Here is a 17,433-nt window from a genome sequence, read left to right as displayed (position 1 = left end):
CGCCTCAGCGCCGGAATCCGCCATGGAAGCCGCCGCCGCGGAAGCCACCGCCGCCACCGCCACCGAAGCCGCCGCCGAAGCGCCCCCCGCCCTGCCACTGATGCGCCATGCCCTGCCAGCGCTGCTGGCCGACCTCGCGTGCCTGGCGCTGCGACTCGAGCCGGCTGGTGGCGTCGTTGTTCGGCTGCACCGGTTCCCAGCCGCCGGCCGTGTGCTTTTGCCAGCCGTCGTCGGTGTGCTGGTACACGGAGCCGTCGTGGCCGGCGTAGACGTTGCCGTTGTTCCACGCCACGGCGTTGTCCTTGCCGGGATTGGCGACAAAGCCACGGCTGCCGGCGGTATGCGCGCCGGTCTGGGTGTTGCCGGCAATACCGGCCTCGCCCGCGCCGATGCGGCCGGTCTGCGCGTTGTAGCCCGCCGCCTGGCGCCCGGCGGCGTAGTCGCCGGTATAGGTATTGCCTGCCACGCCGCCACGCGCGGCGCCTTCGCGGCCGGTCGACGGATTGGCAAACGAGCCCTGGTGGCCGGCCGCGTAGTTGCCGGAGTACGGGTTGAACGCCGCGCCGCGGCTGCCCTGGTAGCGCGCGCCGGTCGCCGGGTTGAAGCCCGAGGCCGCGCTGCCGCGCCACTCGGTGCCGGTCCAGGCGTTCCAGCCTTGCGCGTGCGTCACCGTGCCCTGGCCCCAGCGGCCGTAGAAGTTGGCCTGGTTCACGTTGACGTAGTTCCAGTTATACGGGGCGCCCCACCAGTACGGTCCCCAGTACGGCGACGCCGCTCCCCAGAACGCGCCGGCGGCGAAGCCGAAGGCAAACCCCTCCGCCATGCCGACGCCAAAGCCTGCGCCATAGCCGTAAGTGACCGGGTAGCCGTAGTAGACCGCGCCAACGTAGGGCGGATAGACGTACCCGGTGCCGTACACGACCGTGCCGTCGGGGCTGACCACCACGCCCATGTAGCCGGGCGTGTAGCCAACCACGACGGCTTCCGGCGTGACCGAGTAGATCCGTACATTGGTCACGTAGTAGAGCGGCGAGGTCGGCGGGATGGTGTAGATCGCGGACGGCACCTCGGTTGCGACGCGCCACGGTCCCGACGGTGCCGGCGCCGTGAACCAGACGCCATTGGCGACCGCGTAATAGTGGCTGGCATCGACCTCGATCACAGGCGTGCCCGTGTTCGCCGCATAACTGAGCGAGGTGCCGGTGATCGGTGTAAAGCGCGGCGCACCGTCGTAGGCGACGTTCAGGCTGGCCTTGCTGCGCGAGACCGTGGCGGTCTGCGGGATGGTGGCGGCGATCTCGGCCTCGCGCGCCTGCGGCGTGCCCGGCACCGACACCAGCACGTTGGCCTTGGGATCGGTCGCCGGAATCCTGGCGAAATCCGCCGGCAGCTCACGGCCAGGCACGTATTCCCACGGCCCGGTCAGCATCGGCGCGCGGAACCAGCGGCCAGACACCAGCACGTAATACTGGTTGGTGGCCGGGTCGACGAAGAGAGCGTGATCGGCATTGGAGACCGTCAACAGGCCCACGCCGCTGACCGGCGTCATCTGCGGCGCGCCGCTGGTAATCACCAGCTCGGTCGGCCGGGTGGCGAAAACAATGGCCGGCGCCCGCGCCGGGCGCTTGCCGTCGGCGGGCAGCATTGCATCGGGCTTCATGCCGGCGGCGGCCTTGGTGGCGGCATTCTCCAGCGCCTTCGGCACGGTCGTCATGACCTCCCATGCGCCGCCCGCGGATTCGGAGCGGTACCAGTAGCCGGCTGCCTTCAGGTACAGCTCGCCGCCCGTCTCGCGCAGCAGCAGCGCGCGGCTGTTGAGCGCGCGTTCATATTGCGTGCCAGGAACCGCGCGCCAGGCCGGGTCGCCGTCGACCAGCACCAGCAGTGTCGGCGTGGTTGCAAACAGGATCTGCGGCGCGTCGTTGCGGACCGGCACTCGGCCGGCGCGGGCCAGCTGCTGTGACACGGCATAACTAGCCTGCAACTGGTCCAGCGGCACGGTCAGGCCGTTGGCCGGCAGTCGCGACACCAGCGCCTGGCGCACCCGGTCGGCGGCGTCGGGCCTGGTGGGGACTTCCACGCTCTCGATGCGCAGCGCACTCAGCTGCACCAGCCCGGACGGCTTGTCGATATCGGCGGTGGCCGAGAAATGCACTACACCATAGGTGGGCGAGCCGCCCTTCGCCCCCACCGCCACGGCGGCCCGCCCCGACAGGCGGTTGCCGTCCCAGGTCTCGACCTGCGGCTGGTACAGCTCGACATGGTCGTTGGCGGCGTCGAAATTACGCGGCCAGGCCAGTGCCGCGGCCGTTGGCTGCGGCGGCGTAGCGGCCTGCGGTGCGACGGGTGCGAGCGCAAGCCATGCCGCCGCGATCAGCGCGCTGGTCTGCTTGAAGCGAAAAGACATGGATTTCTCCGGCGTGGAGGGCACGATGCTGCACAGCAGGCAGCCCATGCTGGCAATCTAAATTAGGCCGGAGAGGCGAACAATCGCATTTGAAAACATTCAGGGCTTGCACAAAAAAGTACAGATCAGGCCGGCGCCAGGCTGTTGCACATATGCCCGTAAACAGGCGGACACTGAGACCGCGGCACGCCGGCATCAAGCCGCAATGCGCCATTGCACCCGCCGCCAGCGGCGCGGGTGTGCATCTTGCTTAACCTCCGGCGGCCGTGCCGCCCTTGAAGCGCGCTCGCAGCGGCCTCATCTCCCAATTCCATCCTGGCTCCAGTCGCGCCCCATGCCCCCTCGCACTACCATCCTGACCGCCGCCCTGATCACGGCACTGCTTCACGGCTATATCGGGCTGCGCCTGCTGCCGGCGATGCCGGTGCCGATGCTGGTCAAGGCGCTCGCCGTGATCTGGCTCGCCCTGTCCTGCGCGCTGCTGCCGGCCGGGTTGCTGGCACGGCGCTTCAGCCAGCCGTGGGGGGACCGGATCTCCTGGATCGGCATGCTGGCAATGGGATTCTTCTCATCCCTGCTGGTACTGACGCTGGCGCGCGACGTCGCACTGGCCGCCGCCTGGCTGGCGGGCAAGCTGCTCGGCTGGCAGGCCCCGGGGCTGGTAGCGGGCAGCGCCCTCGCCGTGCCGCTGCTGGCATTGCTGGTCACGCTGGCTGGCTATATCAACGCCCGCCGCGTGGCGCGCGTGGTCGAGGTCGACGTGCCGGTGGCCGGCCTGCCCGAGGCGCTGCACGGCTTCACCATCGCGCAGATCAGCGACATCCACGTCGGCCCCACCATCAAAGGGCCCTACCTCGACCGCATCGTCGACCGCGTCAACAGCCTGAAGCCGGACGCCGTGGCCATCACCGGCGACCTGGTCGACGGCACCGTTCGCGAACTGTCCGCGCACACCGCGCCGCTGGCGCGGCTGCAGGCTCGCCATGGCAGCTACTTCGTCACCGGCAACCACGAGTACTACGCCGGCGCGCAGCCGTGGATCGACGAACTGCGCCGGCTCGGGCTGCGCGTGCTGATGAACGAACACGTAGTGGTGCAGCATGGCGGACAGCCGCTGGTGCTGGCAGGCGTGACCGATTACTCCGCCGGCCGCTTCCACGAAAGCCACCGCAGCGACCCGCACCGCGCCATCGCCGGCGCGCCGCCGCAGGCCGGCGTGCGCGTGCTTCTGGCGCACCAGCCGCGCACGGCGGTCGCTGCGGCCGAGGCAGGCTTCGACCTGCAACTGTCGGGGCATACCCATGGCGGGCAGTTCTGGCCGTGGAACCTGTTCGTGCCGATGCAGCAGCCTTACACCGCGGGGCTGGTGCGGCATGGGGCAATGTGGATCTACGTGAGCCGGGGGACGGGGTACTGGGGGCCGCCGAAACGGTTTGGGGCGCCGTCGGAGATTACGCGATTGCGCCTGGTGCGGGCGTAGAGAGGATTGGTGCGCGCGGCAACAAAAAGCCCCGCTCACTTGCGGGGCTTATGCTTTAAACGTGAAACCCACTTTCGGACCTTATGGCGCCTTCGTCTTTCGCTGCGGCGTCGGTCTACTTGTTCTTGTGGCTCATCGAGCTGAATGCCTTTTGACCCAAGTCTGTGAGTCGTCTCTTCCCTTGCCTTAGCGAGGCGACCTCGGATTTCGTCAACCGAACGGAAACCGATGAGGTACCCCGCTTCATCCGCGGTGAGGGCGTGGGTGGCAATGCCGAAGATCTGCCGGATTTCATTACCGTACCTCCGTTCCAGTTCGAGAATCGCTGACCATTGAGAGACGGATGCTTTGGCTTTCGCATCCACCAAACCTACCCGGCATCACACTAATGCCGAAGGTCTGGCGGTCCACTTTCAGAATATTGGACAGCATGCGTCTATGCCCCATAAAAAAACCAGGCCCGCAGACCTGGTTTCTTTCACACTCAGCAGTACCTCACCGCGCAATCGGCTTATACCGGATCCGCTTCGGCTTGGCCCCTTCTTCACCCAGCCGCTTCTTCTTGTCCGCCTCGTATTCCTGATAGTTGCCCGGGAAGAACTCGACATGCGAGTCCCCCTCGAACGACAGGATGTGCGTCGCGATCCGGTCCAGGAACCAGCGGTCGTGCGAGATCACCATCACGCAGCCGGCGAACTCCAGCAGCGCATCTTCCAGCGCGCGCAGCGTTTCCACGTCGAGATCGTTCGACGGTTCGTCCAGCAGCAGCACGTTGCCGCCGGCAATCAGCGTCTTGGCCATGTGCAGGCGGCCGCGTTCACCGCCCGACAGCGTGCCGACCTGCTTCTGCTGGTCGCCGCCCTTGAAGTTGAAGCGGCCGATATAGGCGCGCGACGGGGTTTCGTAACGGCCAACGGTCAGCACGTCGGCGCCGCCCGAGATTTCCTCGAATACGGTCTTGGTGCCGTCCAGCGCGTCGCGGCTCTGGTCGACAAACGCCATCTTCACGGTCGGCCCGATCTTGATTTCGCCGCTGTCCGGCTGCTCCTTGCCAGTGAGCATCTTGAAGAACGTCGACTTGCCGGCGCCGTTCGGACCGATGATGCCGACAATGGCGCCCGGCGGCACCTTGAAGCTCAGGTTTTCGATCAGCATGCGGTCGCCGAAACCCTTGCTGACGTTGTCGAACTCGATCACTTCGTTACCCAGGCGCTCACCCACCGGGATGAAAATTTCCTGGGTTTCGTTGCGCTTCTGGTATTCCTGGCTGTTCAGCTCGTCAAAGCGGGCCAGACGCGCCTTGGACTTGGCCTGGCGGCCCTTGGGGTTCTGGCGCACCCACTCCAGTTCCTTGTGCAGCGCCTTCTGGCGCGCCGATTCGCTGGCCTCTTCCTGCTTCAGGCGCGCTTCCTTCTGGTCCAGCCACGAGCTGTAGTTGCCCTTCCAGGGGATGCCCTGGCCGCGGTCGAGTTCCAGGATCCACTCGGCGGCGTTGTCGAGGAAGTAGCGGTCGTGGGTCACGGCCACCACGGTGCCCGGGAAGCGCGTCAGGAACTGCTCCAGCCAGTCGACCGACTCGGCATCCAGGTGGTTGGTCGGTTCGTCGAGCAGCAGCATGTCGGGGCGCGACAGCAGCAGGCGGCACAGCGCCACGCGGCGCTTTTCGCCGCCGGACAGGTTGCCGATCTTTGCGTCCCACGGCGGCAGGCGCAGTGCGTCGGCGGCAATCTCCAGCTGCAGCTCGACATTGTTGCCATCGCTGGCGGCCAGGATGGCTTCGTACTTGGCCTGGTCGGCGGCGAGCGCGTCGAAGTCGGCGTCCGGCTCTGCATAGGCCGCGTAGATTTCGTCGAGCTTCTTGCGCGCCTCGAACACGCCGCCAAGCGCCTCTTCAACCGACTCGCGCACGGTCTGCTCGGAATCGAGCTGCGGTTCTTGCGGCAGGTAGCCGATGTTCAGGTTCGGCATCGGCGTGGCCTCGCCCTCGATCTCCTTGTCGAGGCCGGCCATGATCTTGAGCAGCGTGGACTTGCCCGAGCCGTTCAGGCCCAGCACGCCGATCTTGGCGCCGGGGAAGAACGACAGCGAGATGTCCTTCAGGATGTGACGCTTGGGCGGAACGATCTTGCCCACGCGGTTCATGGTGAAAACGTACTGTGCCATGGGTGCGTGTTGGGGTTGGTGCGGGAATGGCGGGAGTGTATCAGGCACGCCGGGGCGCGCAGCCGGGCCCGGCCAGCTTTGGCCTCCGCCGGTACAATGGCAGGTTCGACTTTCCGCTGATTTTCCGAGGCATCGCCATGAGCAGACCCGCCCTGACCCTGAAGTTCAAGTGCAAGAAGTGCGCTAAACCCGTCACCCTGTACCTGCAGAAAACGTCCGCGTGCTCGCACATCACTCCGTACCAGGGCTTCTGCAAGTGCGGCGAAATGATGCGCCACGCCACCGGCGACAAGGACGCGGTCGAGTCCTTCATCAACTCGCTGGACAACAGCTGGATGCATCACCATCACCACCACCACTAAAAACACCACCACTAATAAGCAGGCCGCTGCAGTGTCCGAAACCTGGCGCCCCGCCGGCAAGGATCCGATGCGCTTCCTGGGCGGCTACCCGCCCGAAGTGCTCGACCAGGTGCGCGAGCTCGCCGCCGCCGGCCGCCTGGGTGACCACCTAGCCCGCCGCTATCCCGGCCGCCACACCGTGCAGACCGATCGCGCGCTGTACGACTACGCCACCGAACTGAAGCAGGAATTCCTGCGCAGCGCGCCGCCGCTGCACAAGGTCGGCTTCGATGCCACGCTCGACTCGGCGCACAAGGCATTGGGCCTGCACACTGCGATCTCGCGCGTGCAGGGCGGCAAGCTGAAGGCCAAGAAGGAAATCCGCGTGGCCTCGCTGTTCAAGGAAGCGCCGCCGGAATTCCTGCGCATGATCGTCGTGCACGAACTCTCGCACCTGAAAGAGAGCGACCACAACAAGGCCTTCTACCGGCTCTGCGAACACATGGAGCCGCGCTACCACCAGCTGGAGTTCGACACGCGCCTGTGGCTGGCGTGGCGCGAGCTGGAGCGCGCGCGGCAAGCGTAGCGGCATGCCTTGCCGTAGCCTGGACGGTAAAGAAGTACCCCGACCGCTTTATCGGCTGCCCTGACGGCCTTTGCCGCCGAAGGCTTGCCAGTCTCACTGGCAAGCCCCTGCCCCCGCCACCTTACAGGAACCCGATCGAGAACCACGGCACCAGCGTCAGCAGCAATAGCGCAATGCACAACGCCGCCATATGCGGCCACACGCGCGGCATGGCAACGTCCGGCGACACGCGTCCGATCGCGCAGGCGGCATAGAAACCCACGCCAAACGGCGGCGCGAACAGGCCCAGCCCCATGGCGAAGATCACCACCATGGCGTAGTGCACCTCATGCACGCCGACCAGCCTGGCAATCGGGAACAGCAATGGCCCGAACAACACGATGGCGGGGATGCCTTCCAGCAGGCTGCCCAGGATCACAAACGCCAGCGCCGACACCAGCAGGAAGCCAGTCTTGCCGCCCGGCACACCGGACATGATGCCGACCAGGTCCTGCGCGAACCCCGACTGCGTCAGTGCCCACGCCATCGTCGTGGCGCACCCTACGATCAGCAGGATTGCACCGGACAGTGCCGCCGTATCGAGCAGGATCGGATAGATGCGTCGGCAGTCGAACTGGCGGTACACCAGGACGCCGGCCAGCACCGTGTAGAAGACGCCGATGGTCGACACCTCGGTGGCGGTGGCCACGCCCTCCACCACCGCCGTGCGGATGATGACCGGCAATGCCAGCGCCGGCAGTGCCACCCCCAGCAGCCTCAGCAACGCCCGGCCCGACGGCCGCGCCATGCTCCGCCTGTCCTCCTTGCGCGCCTGCCACGAGACCACCAGCGCCATCATCGCCAGCCCGACCAACGCCGGCATCAGCCCGCCGATGAACAGCGAGGTGATCGACACGCCCGTCACCGACCCGACCGTGATCAGCACGATGCTGGGCGGGATCGTCTCCGACATCGCGCCGGAGGCCGACAAGAGGCCGATCAGGTCGCCATCCTTCGCGCCACGCTGCTTCATCTCCGGGAACAACGCCGGGGCCACCGCGGCCATGTCGGCGGCCTTCGAGCCGGAGATGCCGGACACGATGTACATCGCCCCAAGCAGCACATACTGCAGCCCGCCGCGCACATGGCCGATCAGCCCGGCCAGGAACTGGATCATCGCGCGCGCCAGGCCCGTCATCTCGATCAGCCCGCCCAGGAAGATGAACAGCGGCACCGCCAGCAGGATCAGGTGCGACATCCCCTCCTGCATGCGATTCGGGATGATGGACAGCGGCGTGGCAGTGGACAGCGCCAGGTAGCAGAGCGTGGAGAGCCCGAAGGCGAACGCGATAGGCACTCCAATGGCGACGCAGCCAACCAGCATCAGCAGGAAGAAGATTACAAGGTTGGCATTGCCCAGCCCCATCAACACCGGCGAGAGCAGCCACAACACGCCGGCACCGAGTCCGACCAGCAAGCCGCTGATGGCCGCCTGCCTGCGGCTGGCGCGCTCCAGCAGGCGAATCACCGCGGTCACGAGCATCAGCACGGTGCCGGCAAGCACCGCCCCCGCGCGCCAGGCTTCGCTGACCTCCAGGGTCGGCGTCAGCACGTCCATGTGTTCGGTCAGGTGTTCCCACGCCGGCTGCACCAGCAGCAACAGGAACGCCACCACCATCCACATGCCACCGGCATCCAGCCACGCACGCCGGTGCGGCGGCAGTTTGCTGACGAAGGTAGTGAGCTGCATATGCGCGCTACGCTGCAAGGCAATGATGGCGCCGAGCATTGCCAACCAAAGGAACAGGATGCCGGCCAGCTCCTCTGTCCACGGCAGCGGCGCATGCAAGGCATAGCGTGCAAACGCGCCGCCTCCGAGGATCAGGGTTTCCGCCACAACGATCAGCGCGGCCGGCAGTTCAACCAGGCAGGCCAGAATCCGGCCCCAGCGGGCGCTGGCGGGCGGCGGCGTATGGGCTGAGTGGGCTGAGTGGGCTGAGTGGGCTGAGTGGGCGGTGTGGGCGGGCCGGCCCACGGTCTCGGTGGCGTGCTCCGTCATGATCTCCTCTTCCTCTTGCATGTCGGTTGAATGGCGCCTGCCTCAGACCAGCGGTCCGGTGTACTTTTCCAGCGCCCCCCACGCCTCGTCGCCAAATTTCTTGCGCCACTCGGCGTAGAAGCCCGCGTCCCGCAGCAGCTTGCGGAACGGTGCCGGATCGGGCCGGTTGAACGTGATGCCAAGCCGGGACATTTCCGCCTGCGCTTCGATGTCGACCCGCGCAATATCCTCGCGTTGCTTCAGTGCTGCGTTGGTGAAGCGTGTCGTCAGCGAAGCCTGCACCTCGCGCGGCAATGCCTGGAATTTTCGGGCATTGCCGAAGATAAAGTGGCCGTCCCAGGTATGCGCGGTCAGCGAGCAAAACTTCTGCACTTCGTACAGCTTGCCGCTGCGGATCAGCGGCAGCGGCGTCTCCTGGCCGTCCACCACGCGTGTCTGCAGAGCCGAATAGAGATCCGCGAACGGTATGACCGTCGGCGCCGCGCCCAGCGTCTTGAACATCGAGACCCACAGCGGGATCGCCGGGACGCGGATCTTGAACCCCTTCAGGTCCGCTGGCGTGTTCACCGGGCGGGTAGCGGACGTGATATTGCGATAGCCGTTGTCGAGGCACTTCTCGAACACATGCAGGTTCACCTTGCCCAGCGCGTTCCGGACGTAAGCGCCCAGTCCGCCGTCCATCGCAGCCCACACCGTGGCGTAGTCCTTGAAGGCAAAGGCCACACCGTTGATGCTGGCGGCCGGCACACGTGTCTGCAGGTTGGTGCTGGCCGTCGACATGAAGTCGATCGCGCCGGCGAGGATCTGGGAGACCATGTCTGGCTCGCTGCCCAGCTGGCTATTGGGATAGACCTGCAGGTCGACCTTGCCGCCGGTGTCCTGGCGAATGGCCTCGGCGGCCTCCTTGATGCGCAGCGTGCCCGGATGATCCGCCGGGAAGGCCGTGCCGTACTTCAGCTTGAGGGTGGCGTTCTGGGCGAACGCGCGCCCGGGCAATGCCAGCGCCAGTCCGCCGGCGGCGAGTGCGCCGAACTGCCGGCGAGTGAACCGATTGGCCATGATGTGCTTGTCTCCTGTTGTTCAAGTTGTGGCCGGAAAGGCCAGCAGTGCTGCCGCGCCGCGCTCGCGCAACACCGTCAAATGTGCGGCAAGCCGGCGCCGGAACTGCTTCGGCCACGGCGCGTCGCCAAATATGGCGCCCTGTGCCAGGGCCCCGCGCACGGCCTCCGTATCGCTATCCGCGCCTCGCAGCGCTGCGGCAAGTGGCGGCGCACCGGGATCGCAGGCGGCCAGCGGCTCGCCACGCTCATTGGTGTCGCAGCGCAAGTAATGGAGCCACAGCGCCAGCGCACGCTCCAGGCATGGCCGCTCGATGCCCGCGGCCAGGCTCTCGCGCAAGGCCGGCAGCCAGCGCACCGGGATCTTCTGCGTGCCATCCATCGCGATCTGCGCGGTGTGATGCGCGATCGCGGCGTTGCGCAGGCGGCCCAGCAACGCATTGGCGTAGCGGGCGACGTCGTACCCTGGCGGCGCAATGAGAGTGGCATGCAGGTCCGCCATCACCCCCCGCGCGAAGGCACTGAGGACCGGATCGGCCATCGCCCCGGCAACTGTCGCTATGCCGCACAACTGCGCGGCATAGGCGATCGCCGAATGCGTGCCGTTCAGCATCCGAAGCTTCATGGCCTGGAACGGCCGCACATCATTCGTTATCAGGGCGCCGCCGGCTTCCCATGCGGGCCGCGGCCCGGCGAAGCGGTCTTCGATCACCCATTGCGTGAAGCGCTCGCAGACTATCGCGGCTTCATCGCGTAGTCCGAGGCGCTGCTGCGCCCAGTTCAGCGAACCTGGCGTTGCGGCCGGAACAATGCGGTCAACCATGGTGTTCGGCAACGCCACCTCATCGTGGATGCGCCGGGCCAGCGCCGGATCGACCTGCGACGCGTACTGAGTCAGCAGCTTGCGCAGCGTATCGCCGTTGTCGGCCATGTTGTCGCAGCAGACAACGCTCAGCGGCGCACTGGAAGGCCGGCGGCGTATCCCTGCCGCCAGCACGCCGAGCGTACTGCGCGGCGCGTCGGGATGGGCCAGGTCGTGCCGGATATCCGGATCGCTGGTGTCGAGGTCGGATGTCGACGGATGCCGGCTATAGCCCTTTTCAGTGACGGTGCAGGTCACGACCGAGGCGGCGGGATCGGCGATGGCGTCGATCACCTGCTGCAGGGCATGCGGCGCATACAGGGCCTGCACCAAGGCACCCACGATGCGCGCCGTGGCCTCGGCGTCCTGCCGCTCGATGAGCGCGAACAGGCAATCCTGCGCGGTCAGCACGCGCGCCATGCGCGGTTCCCGCAAGCTGACGCCCACGATGCCCCAACGCGCGTCGCCATCTTGGATCGCCGCCTCGGTGTACAGCGCCTGGTGCGCGCGGTGAAAGGCGCCAAGCCCGATATGCACCACGCCGCGCGACAAGCGGCTGCGGTTGTAGTCGGGCCGTTGCACTGCAGTGTCGGCGCTGCAAACGGTACGCTGCGCCAGCCTCATGCCCTGCCCCTTGATCGTTTGTGTTGCGACATCGTGCGTGACATCCGTGCTGTGGACGATGACAAAACGTACCATCGGGGAATGCTGCAGACGTGCGGCCGTTTCGCAAGATTTGTGCAGCACATGCGCTTTCCCGCTGCAGAATCCACTCATATCCGCCCTGCCCTTCGCGAGGTAACCTGCTTCGCATCCCTTCCCATGACGTCAGACCCATGCGAGCCCCGCATGCGATGACGCAGAAGTAGAAGCGCGCAACCGCCGGAGCACGTCTTGAAGATCGAACGGATACAAACCATCGTCACCTGCCCGGGCCGCAACTTTGTCACGGTCAAGGTGATGACGGACCAGGGCGTCTACGGACTTGGCGATGCCACGCTCAATGGCCGCGAGCTTGCGGTCAGCGCTTACCTCGACGCACATGTCATTCCCTGCCTGATCGGCCGCGACCCGCGCTGCATCGAAGACATCTGGCAGTACCTGTATCGCGGCGCCTACTGGCGGCGCGGGCCGGTCACGATGACCGCGATCGCCGCGATGGACATGGCGCTGTGGGATATCCTCGGCAAGCTGGCAAACATGCCGGTGTACCAGCTGCTGGGCGGCAAGAGCCGGCAACGGCTGCTGGTCTACGGGCACGCCAACGGGCGCGACCACGAGGAAGCCATTGATGCCGTCCACCGGCTTATCGCGGATGGCTGCAAGGCGATCCGTGTGCAATCCGGTGTGCCGGGGCTCTCGAAGGTGTATGGCGTTGGCAAGCAACCCGGCCACTATGAACCCGCGGAAAAGGGTCTCCCTCCGGAAGAGCCGTGGGACACCGCCCTCTACCTGCGCCACACGCCGGAACTGTTCCGCAAGGTGCGCGATGCCATCGGCTTCGGGCCACACCTGCTGCATGACGCGCATCACCGGCTGACGCCGATCGAAGCGGCCCGACTTGGCAAGGCACTCGAACCGTTCAGCCTGTTCTGGCTGGAAGACGCCACGCCGGCCGAGAACCAGGACGCCTTCCGCCTGATCCGCCAGCACACCACGACGCCGCTGGCGGTGGGAGAAGTCTTCAATTCGATCTGGGATTGCAAGGACCTGATCGGCAACCAGCTGATCGACTTCATCCGCACCACCATCGTCCATGCCGGCGGCATCACGCATGTGCGGCGCATTGCGGACTTCGCCGCGATGCACCAGGTGCGCACGGGCTTCCATGGCGCCACCGACTTGTCGCCGGTGTGCATGGCGGCAGCGGTCAACTTCGGACTGTGGGCGCCGAATTTCGGCATCCAGGAACTGATGCCCCACAACGCGCTGAGCGACGAGGTGTTCCCGCACAAGTATCGCCTTGAAGACGGCCATCTGGTCATGGATGAAGTGCCCGGGCTTGGCGTCGACATCGACGAAGCGCTGGCTGCCAGGTACCCCTATGAGCGTGCCTACCTGCCCGTGGCAAGGCTGCACGATGGATCGATGTGGAACTGGTAGCCCGGCACGCCATAGATGACGTTCACTTCCACACAACGCCGTCCCTCATGCCACCTGCACCCCACATGTTGAGCATTGCCGTCAACCAACCCCACAGCCTGGCCTTATGCACAAGGCCCATCCCCACCCCCGCTCCCGGCGAAGTCCGCCTGCGTGTGCACTATGCCGGCATCTGCGGCTCCGACCTGCACATCTTCCAGGGAAAGAATCCGTTCGCGGCGTACCCTCGCGTTATTGGCCATGAATTCGTGGGTAGTATCGACGCCGTGGGCGCAGGCGTCAGCGCGCAGCGCATCGGCGAACGCGTGGTGGTGGATCCGGTCATCAGTTGCGGCCAATGCCACGCCTGCCGCATCGGGCGGCGCAACGTCTGCAGCCGCATGCAGGTAATCGGCGTGCACCGCGATGGCGGTTTCAGCGAATACACCTGCGTGCCTGCGTGCAATGCCTACGCCGTGCCGGCTGGCCTGCCGGCGACGAGCGCGGCAGTGATCGAGCCCTTCGCCGTCGCGGCAAACATTACCCACCGCACCGGCGTGCTGCGCGAAGACATTGCGTTGGTCTATGGCGCAGGTCCGATCGGACTGAACCTGATGCAGGTACTCAAGCGCGTCTACGGTGTACGGGTTCTTATTACCGACCAGCTCGACGAACGCCTGGCGCTGGCCCGCCATTGCGGCGCCGATGCGGAAGACGTCATCAACACCTCGCATGAGGACATCGAGCAGGCCCTGGCAAAGCGCGGCGTGGCGGAGGGCGCGACCCTAATCTATGATGCGGTCTGCCACCCGTCGATCCTGGAGGAAGCCGTGCGCATTGCCGCGCCGGCGGGACGCATCGGCATACTGGGTTTTTCCGCGACACCCTCGGCCGTTCCGCAACTGGAGCTGACCCGGAAGGAACTCACGCTCTATGCCTCCCGCCTGAGCTGCGACATGTTTCCCACCGTGATCGACTGGATCTCCCAGGGGTTGGTCGACCCCGGCTGCATCGTCACGCACCGGATCGATTTCCACGATGTCGCCGATGCACTGGACCTTGCCGAACACAAGCCACGAGAAAGCTGCAAGATACTGCTCGACTTTGGCGAGCCTGCCTGATATGCCACCAATCTTCGATATCGTCGCCCTCGGCGAGGCGATGGTGGAATTCAACCAGACCGGCCGTGACGGCGGCCGCAGCTACCTGCAGGGCTTCGGCGGCGACACCTCCAATGCCGTGATCGCGGCCGCACGCCAGGGCGCCCGTTGCGCCTATGTCACGCGTCTCGGCAATGACGATTTCGGTCGTATGTGCCTGGACCTATGGCGCCGCGAAGGCATCGATACCAGCGGCGTCGCGCTCGATTCGTCCGCGCATACCGGCGTCTACTTCGTCCGGCACAGTAACGCTGGGCATGCGTTCAGCTATCTGCGCGCAGGCTCGGCAGCCAGCCGCATGCGGCCTTCCGACCTTCCCCTTGGCTTGCTGCGGTCGACCCGGTATCTCCACGTCTCCGGCATCAGCCAGGCCATCGGCGCCTCGGCGACCGATGCAGTCAGTACCGCCATCGAAATCGCCGCCAAGGCTGGCGCCAGAGTAGCCTATGACCCCAACCTTCGACTCAAGCTGTTGCCTCTCGAGCGCGCGCGCGAAGTCATTCTCGCAACGATACCGTACTGCGATCACTTCCTGCCGAGCCTGGACGACGTGCGCTTGCTTTCCGGACGCAATGCGCCCGCCGATATCGTTGCGTGGTGCCATCACATGGGCGCACGTCAGGTGGTGTTGAAGCTGGGTAGCCAGGGTTGCGTAGTGTCGGATGGCGCGCAATTGTCCTTCGTACCGCCCTTCCCCGTGACGGCCGTTGATGCGACCGGAGCTGGCGACTGCTTTGATGGCGCTTTCCTGGCGCGGCTGGCTGCAGGCAAGGATCCTGTATCAGCGGCCCGATGGGCTGGCGTGGCGGCGGCGTTGGCAACGAAGGGATATGGCGCGGTCGAGCCGTTGCCAACCCTCGAGGCAGTGCGGGATGCTATGGGTGACTGGGAAGCGGGATGACGGCGGCGCGGGCATCGCTCTGGATGCACTACCCCAAATGAAAATGGCCTCCCGAATCGGGAGGCCATTTGTATTCCTGGTGCCGGCTGCAGGACTCGAACCCGCCACCTGATGATTACAAATCAACTGCTCTACCTGATGAGCTAAGCCGGCATGTCTGGTGCAGACCGCGATTCTACTGCATCGCGGCCCAGTTTGGGGTGGCTTACTTCACCACCTTCAATGCAGGCTTCTTGCCGCCGATACGAGGCACCGGAGGCGGTGTTTCGTCATCGCCCGGGCCGGAGTCGGCAGTGGTGGCCGGCGTTTCGGCTTCCACCGGTGCCAGCTTGGGGGGCGGGTTGTTTTCGCGTTCGGTGGCAGCTTGCGTTTCCGGCAGGCTGCGCTCGACCGGGAAGGCCATGCCCTGCCCGTTTTCGCGGGCGTAGATAGCCAGCACGTTCTCGACGGGAACGTCGATCTTGCGCGAGACACCGCCGAAGCGTGCGCTGAAGGTGATCCACTCATTGCCCATATCCAGGCCGCTGGTGGCATCGAAGCTCACGTTGAGCACGATCTCGTTGTTCTTCACGAACTCGCGCGGCACGTTGGTGTTGGCATCGACGAACACGGCGACGTATGGCGTGAAGCCGTTATCCGTGCACCACTCATAAATGGCGCGGATCAGGTAAGGCTTGGTGGAGGTTTCAGGCATTGTGCTTCCAGTGGCGCCGTGTGGCCCGACGGCGGGATGCCTTCGGGCCGGTGCCGATTAGCGGCGCATCACCTTCTCGGAGGGAGTGAGCGCTTCGATGTACGCGGGACGGCTGAAAATGCGTTCAGCATACTTCAGCAGCGGCGCGGCGTTTTTCGACAGCTCGATGCCGTAGTGGTCCAGGCGCCACAGCAGCGGTGCGATGGCGACGTCGAGCATCGAGAACTCTTCGCCCAGCATGTACTTGTTCTTGACGAAGATCGGCGCGAGCTGCGTCAAACGGTCGCGGATCGCGGCACGGGCGCGTTCGTGGTTCTTCTCCGCAGCCTTGCCCTTTTCATTCTCGAGCGTATACACGTGCGTGAACAGTTCCTTTTCGAAGTTGAACAGGAACAGTCGGGCGCGGGCGCGCTGGACCGGGTCGGCCGGCATCAGCTGCGGGTGCGGGAAGCGCTCGTCGATGTATTCGTTGATGATGTTCGACTCATACAGGATGAGGTCGCGCTCGACCAGGATGGGCACCTGGCCGTAGGGGTTCATCACCGAAATATCTTCGGGCTTGTTGAACAGGTCGACGTCGCGGATTTCAAAATCCATGCCCTTTTCGAACAGGACAAGGCGGCAACGTTGGGAAAACGGGCAAGTCGTACCCGAATACAACACCATCATGGTTGGATTCCTTGGGCTTAGCCGGAGCTGGGTCGGACGGTAAGGTCTGCTATTCTGCCAAAAGCGAACACCGAAAAGCAAATAAGTGGCACTTGATCCACTTATCAAGTCATATTTCGTCACTCCGGCCCAATGAAAAAGGCCAGAGCGATGCTGCTTCCGCAACGTCCGCATCTGGCCTTCGGCGTGGCTGCCCGCCTCCGGGCCGCCACCAGCAAGACTTACTTCACATCCTTCCAGTAGGCCGCGTTCAGGCGCCAGGCGAAGACGGTGAACATGCCCAGGAACAGCAGCACCCACACGCCAAGGCGCTTGCGGTGATTCTGAGCGGGCTCTGCCATCCAGTCCAGGAAGCCGACCAGATCAGCAGTGGCCTGGTCATATTCGACCTTGCTCATCTTGCCCGGGCTCAGTTGCTCGAAGCCGGCGAACTTATGCACCTTCTGGCCATGCTCTTCCACTTCCGTGAACTTGGCGGCGCGCTGGCCTTGCAGTTCCCACAGCACGTGCGGCATGCCGACGCTCGGGAACACCAGGTTGTTCCAGCCCGTGGCGCGGCTGTCGTCACGGTAGAAGGTGCGCAGGTAGGTATAGAGCCAGTCGTCGCCGCGGGCACGCGCAATCACCGACAGGTCCGGCGGCTGCGCGCCGAAGAAGGCCTTGGCTTCCTTCGACTGCATGGCGATGGTCATGGTCTCGCCGACCTTGTCAGCGGTGAACAGCAGGTTCTGGCGGATCTGGTCGTCGGTGAGGCCAATGTCCTTGAGCCGGTTGTAGCGCATCATCGATGCGCCATGGCAGTTCAGGCAGTAGTTGACGAACAGCTTGGCGCCGCGCTGCAGCGACGACAGGTCGGCAGTGTTCACCGGTGCCGGCTCCAGCGGGAAGCCTCCCTCTGAAGCCATGGCAGGCGCGCCGGCAAAGCAGGCGCCGGCCAGCGCGATGATCGAAAGCAGCTTTTTCATCTTGTGTCCTTGTGCTCTTGTCGGGGT

14 protein-coding genes and 1 tRNA gene are annotated in these 17,433 nt (G+C 65.3%); 6 read left to right on the top strand and 9 right to left on the bottom strand.

Annotated elements, in window-relative coordinates:
- Positions 1 to 4: 4 nt before the first annotated feature.
- Entirely contained in the window at positions 5 to 2,407 is a 2,403-nt protein-coding gene (locus VSR71_RS22455) for a carbohydrate-binding family V/XII (RefSeq protein WP_342916000.1), read from the bottom strand.
- A 334-nt stretch (positions 2,408 to 2,741) separates the two neighbouring features.
- On the opposite strand from VSR71_RS22455, the gene VSR71_RS22450 reads away from it, so the two are divergent.
- Complete coding sequence (locus VSR71_RS22450) at positions 2,742 to 3,887, top strand: metallophosphoesterase (protein WP_342915999.1); 1,146 nt, start codon at positions 2,742 to 2,744, stop codon at positions 3,885 to 3,887.
- Positions 3,888 to 4,382: 495 nt separating this feature from the next.
- Here VSR71_RS22450 and ettA read toward each other — a convergent pair whose 3' ends face one another.
- On the bottom strand, positions 4,383 to 6,050 hold the full coding sequence (gene ettA / locus VSR71_RS22445) for an energy-dependent translational throttle protein EttA (protein ID WP_342915998.1): 1,668 nt from the start codon (positions 6,048 to 6,050) through the stop codon (positions 4,383 to 4,385).
- Between the two features lie 137 nt (positions 6,051 to 6,187).
- On the opposite strand from ettA, the gene VSR71_RS22440 reads away from it, so the two are divergent.
- Both VSR71_RS22440 and VSR71_RS22435 read left to right on the top strand, forming a co-directional pair.
- Positions 6,188 to 6,412, top strand: a complete 225-nt coding sequence (locus tag VSR71_RS22440; RefSeq protein WP_342915997.1) for a hypothetical protein — start codon at positions 6,188 to 6,190, stop codon at positions 6,410 to 6,412.
- Between the two features lie 67 nt (positions 6,413 to 6,479).
- Positions 6,480 to 6,977, top strand: a complete 498-nt coding sequence (locus VSR71_RS22435) for a M48 family metallopeptidase (RefSeq protein WP_342916055.1) — start codon at positions 6,480 to 6,482, stop codon at positions 6,975 to 6,977.
- A gap of 121 nt (positions 6,978 to 7,098) precedes the next feature.
- Here the strand turns inward: VSR71_RS22435 and VSR71_RS22430 are convergent, their stop codons facing one another.
- The 3 genes from VSR71_RS22430 to VSR71_RS22420 are packed head-to-tail and all read right to left on the bottom strand — an operon-like array spanning position 7,099 to position 11,559.
- On the bottom strand, positions 7,099 to 9,036 hold the full coding sequence (locus VSR71_RS22430) for a TRAP transporter large permease subunit (RefSeq protein ID WP_342915996.1): 1,938 nt from the start codon (positions 9,034 to 9,036) through the stop codon (positions 7,099 to 7,101).
- Positions 9,037 to 9,057: 21 nt separating this feature from the next.
- Positions 9,058 to 10,074, bottom strand: a complete 1,017-nt coding sequence (locus VSR71_RS22425; RefSeq protein WP_342915995.1) for a TRAP transporter substrate-binding protein — start codon at positions 10,072 to 10,074, stop codon at positions 9,058 to 9,060.
- Between the two features lie 21 nt (positions 10,075 to 10,095).
- Positions 10,096 to 11,559: a mannitol dehydrogenase family protein gene (locus tag VSR71_RS22420; protein ID WP_342916054.1), complete on the bottom strand. Its 1,464-nt coding sequence runs from the start codon at positions 11,557 to 11,559 to the stop codon at positions 10,096 to 10,098.
- A gap of 270 nt (positions 11,560 to 11,829) precedes the next feature.
- Between VSR71_RS22420 and manD the strand changes: the two genes are divergently transcribed.
- From manD to VSR71_RS22405, 3 genes are all read left to right on the top strand, one after another.
- Positions 11,830 to 13,038, top strand: a complete 1,209-nt coding sequence (gene manD, locus VSR71_RS22415) for a D-mannonate dehydratase ManD (RefSeq protein WP_342915994.1) — start codon at positions 11,830 to 11,832, stop codon at positions 13,036 to 13,038.
- Between the two features lie 65 nt (positions 13,039 to 13,103).
- Positions 13,104 to 14,138: a Zn-dependent oxidoreductase gene (locus VSR71_RS22410; protein ID WP_342916053.1), complete on the top strand. Its 1,035-nt coding sequence runs from the start codon at positions 13,104 to 13,106 to the stop codon at positions 14,136 to 14,138.
- 1 nt (position 14,139) lies between these two features.
- The gene (locus tag VSR71_RS22405) at positions 14,140 to 15,078 is read left to right on the top strand and encodes a sugar kinase (protein ID WP_342915993.1); all 939 of its coding nucleotides are present in this window, start codon (positions 14,140 to 14,142) and stop codon (positions 15,076 to 15,078) included.
- Between the two features lie 77 nt (positions 15,079 to 15,155).
- On the opposite strand, the gene VSR71_RS22400 is transcribed toward VSR71_RS22405, so the two are convergent.
- The 4 genes from VSR71_RS22400 to VSR71_RS22385 form a co-directional block, all read right to left on the bottom strand.
- A tRNA-Thr gene (locus VSR71_RS22400) sits at positions 15,156 to 15,231 on the bottom strand.
- 52 nt (positions 15,232 to 15,283) lie between these two features.
- Positions 15,284 to 15,772, bottom strand: coding sequence for a ClpXP protease specificity-enhancing factor (locus VSR71_RS22395; RefSeq protein ID WP_029047651.1), 489 nt, complete (start codon positions 15,770 to 15,772; stop codon positions 15,284 to 15,286).
- 57 nt (positions 15,773 to 15,829) lie between these two features.
- A complete protein-coding gene (locus tag VSR71_RS22390; RefSeq protein WP_010812311.1) occupies positions 15,830 to 16,441 on the bottom strand; it encodes a glutathione S-transferase N-terminal domain-containing protein in 612 nt (203 codons plus the stop codon).
- A 221-nt stretch (positions 16,442 to 16,662) separates the two neighbouring features.
- Positions 16,663 to 17,406, bottom strand: a complete 744-nt coding sequence (locus VSR71_RS22385; RefSeq protein WP_342915992.1) for a cytochrome c1 — start codon at positions 17,404 to 17,406, stop codon at positions 16,663 to 16,665.
- Between the last annotated feature and the right edge of the window lie 27 nt (positions 17,407 to 17,433).

The sequence above is a fragment of the Cupriavidus oxalaticus genome, from assembly GCF_038900635.1.
In the GTDB taxonomy this organism is placed as follows: Bacteria; Pseudomonadota; Gammaproteobacteria; order Burkholderiales; family Burkholderiaceae; genus Cupriavidus; species Cupriavidus oxalaticus_B.
The sequence above is the reverse complement of the archived record's forward strand: the minus strand, read 5'-3'. Positions and strand labels throughout refer to the sequence as shown.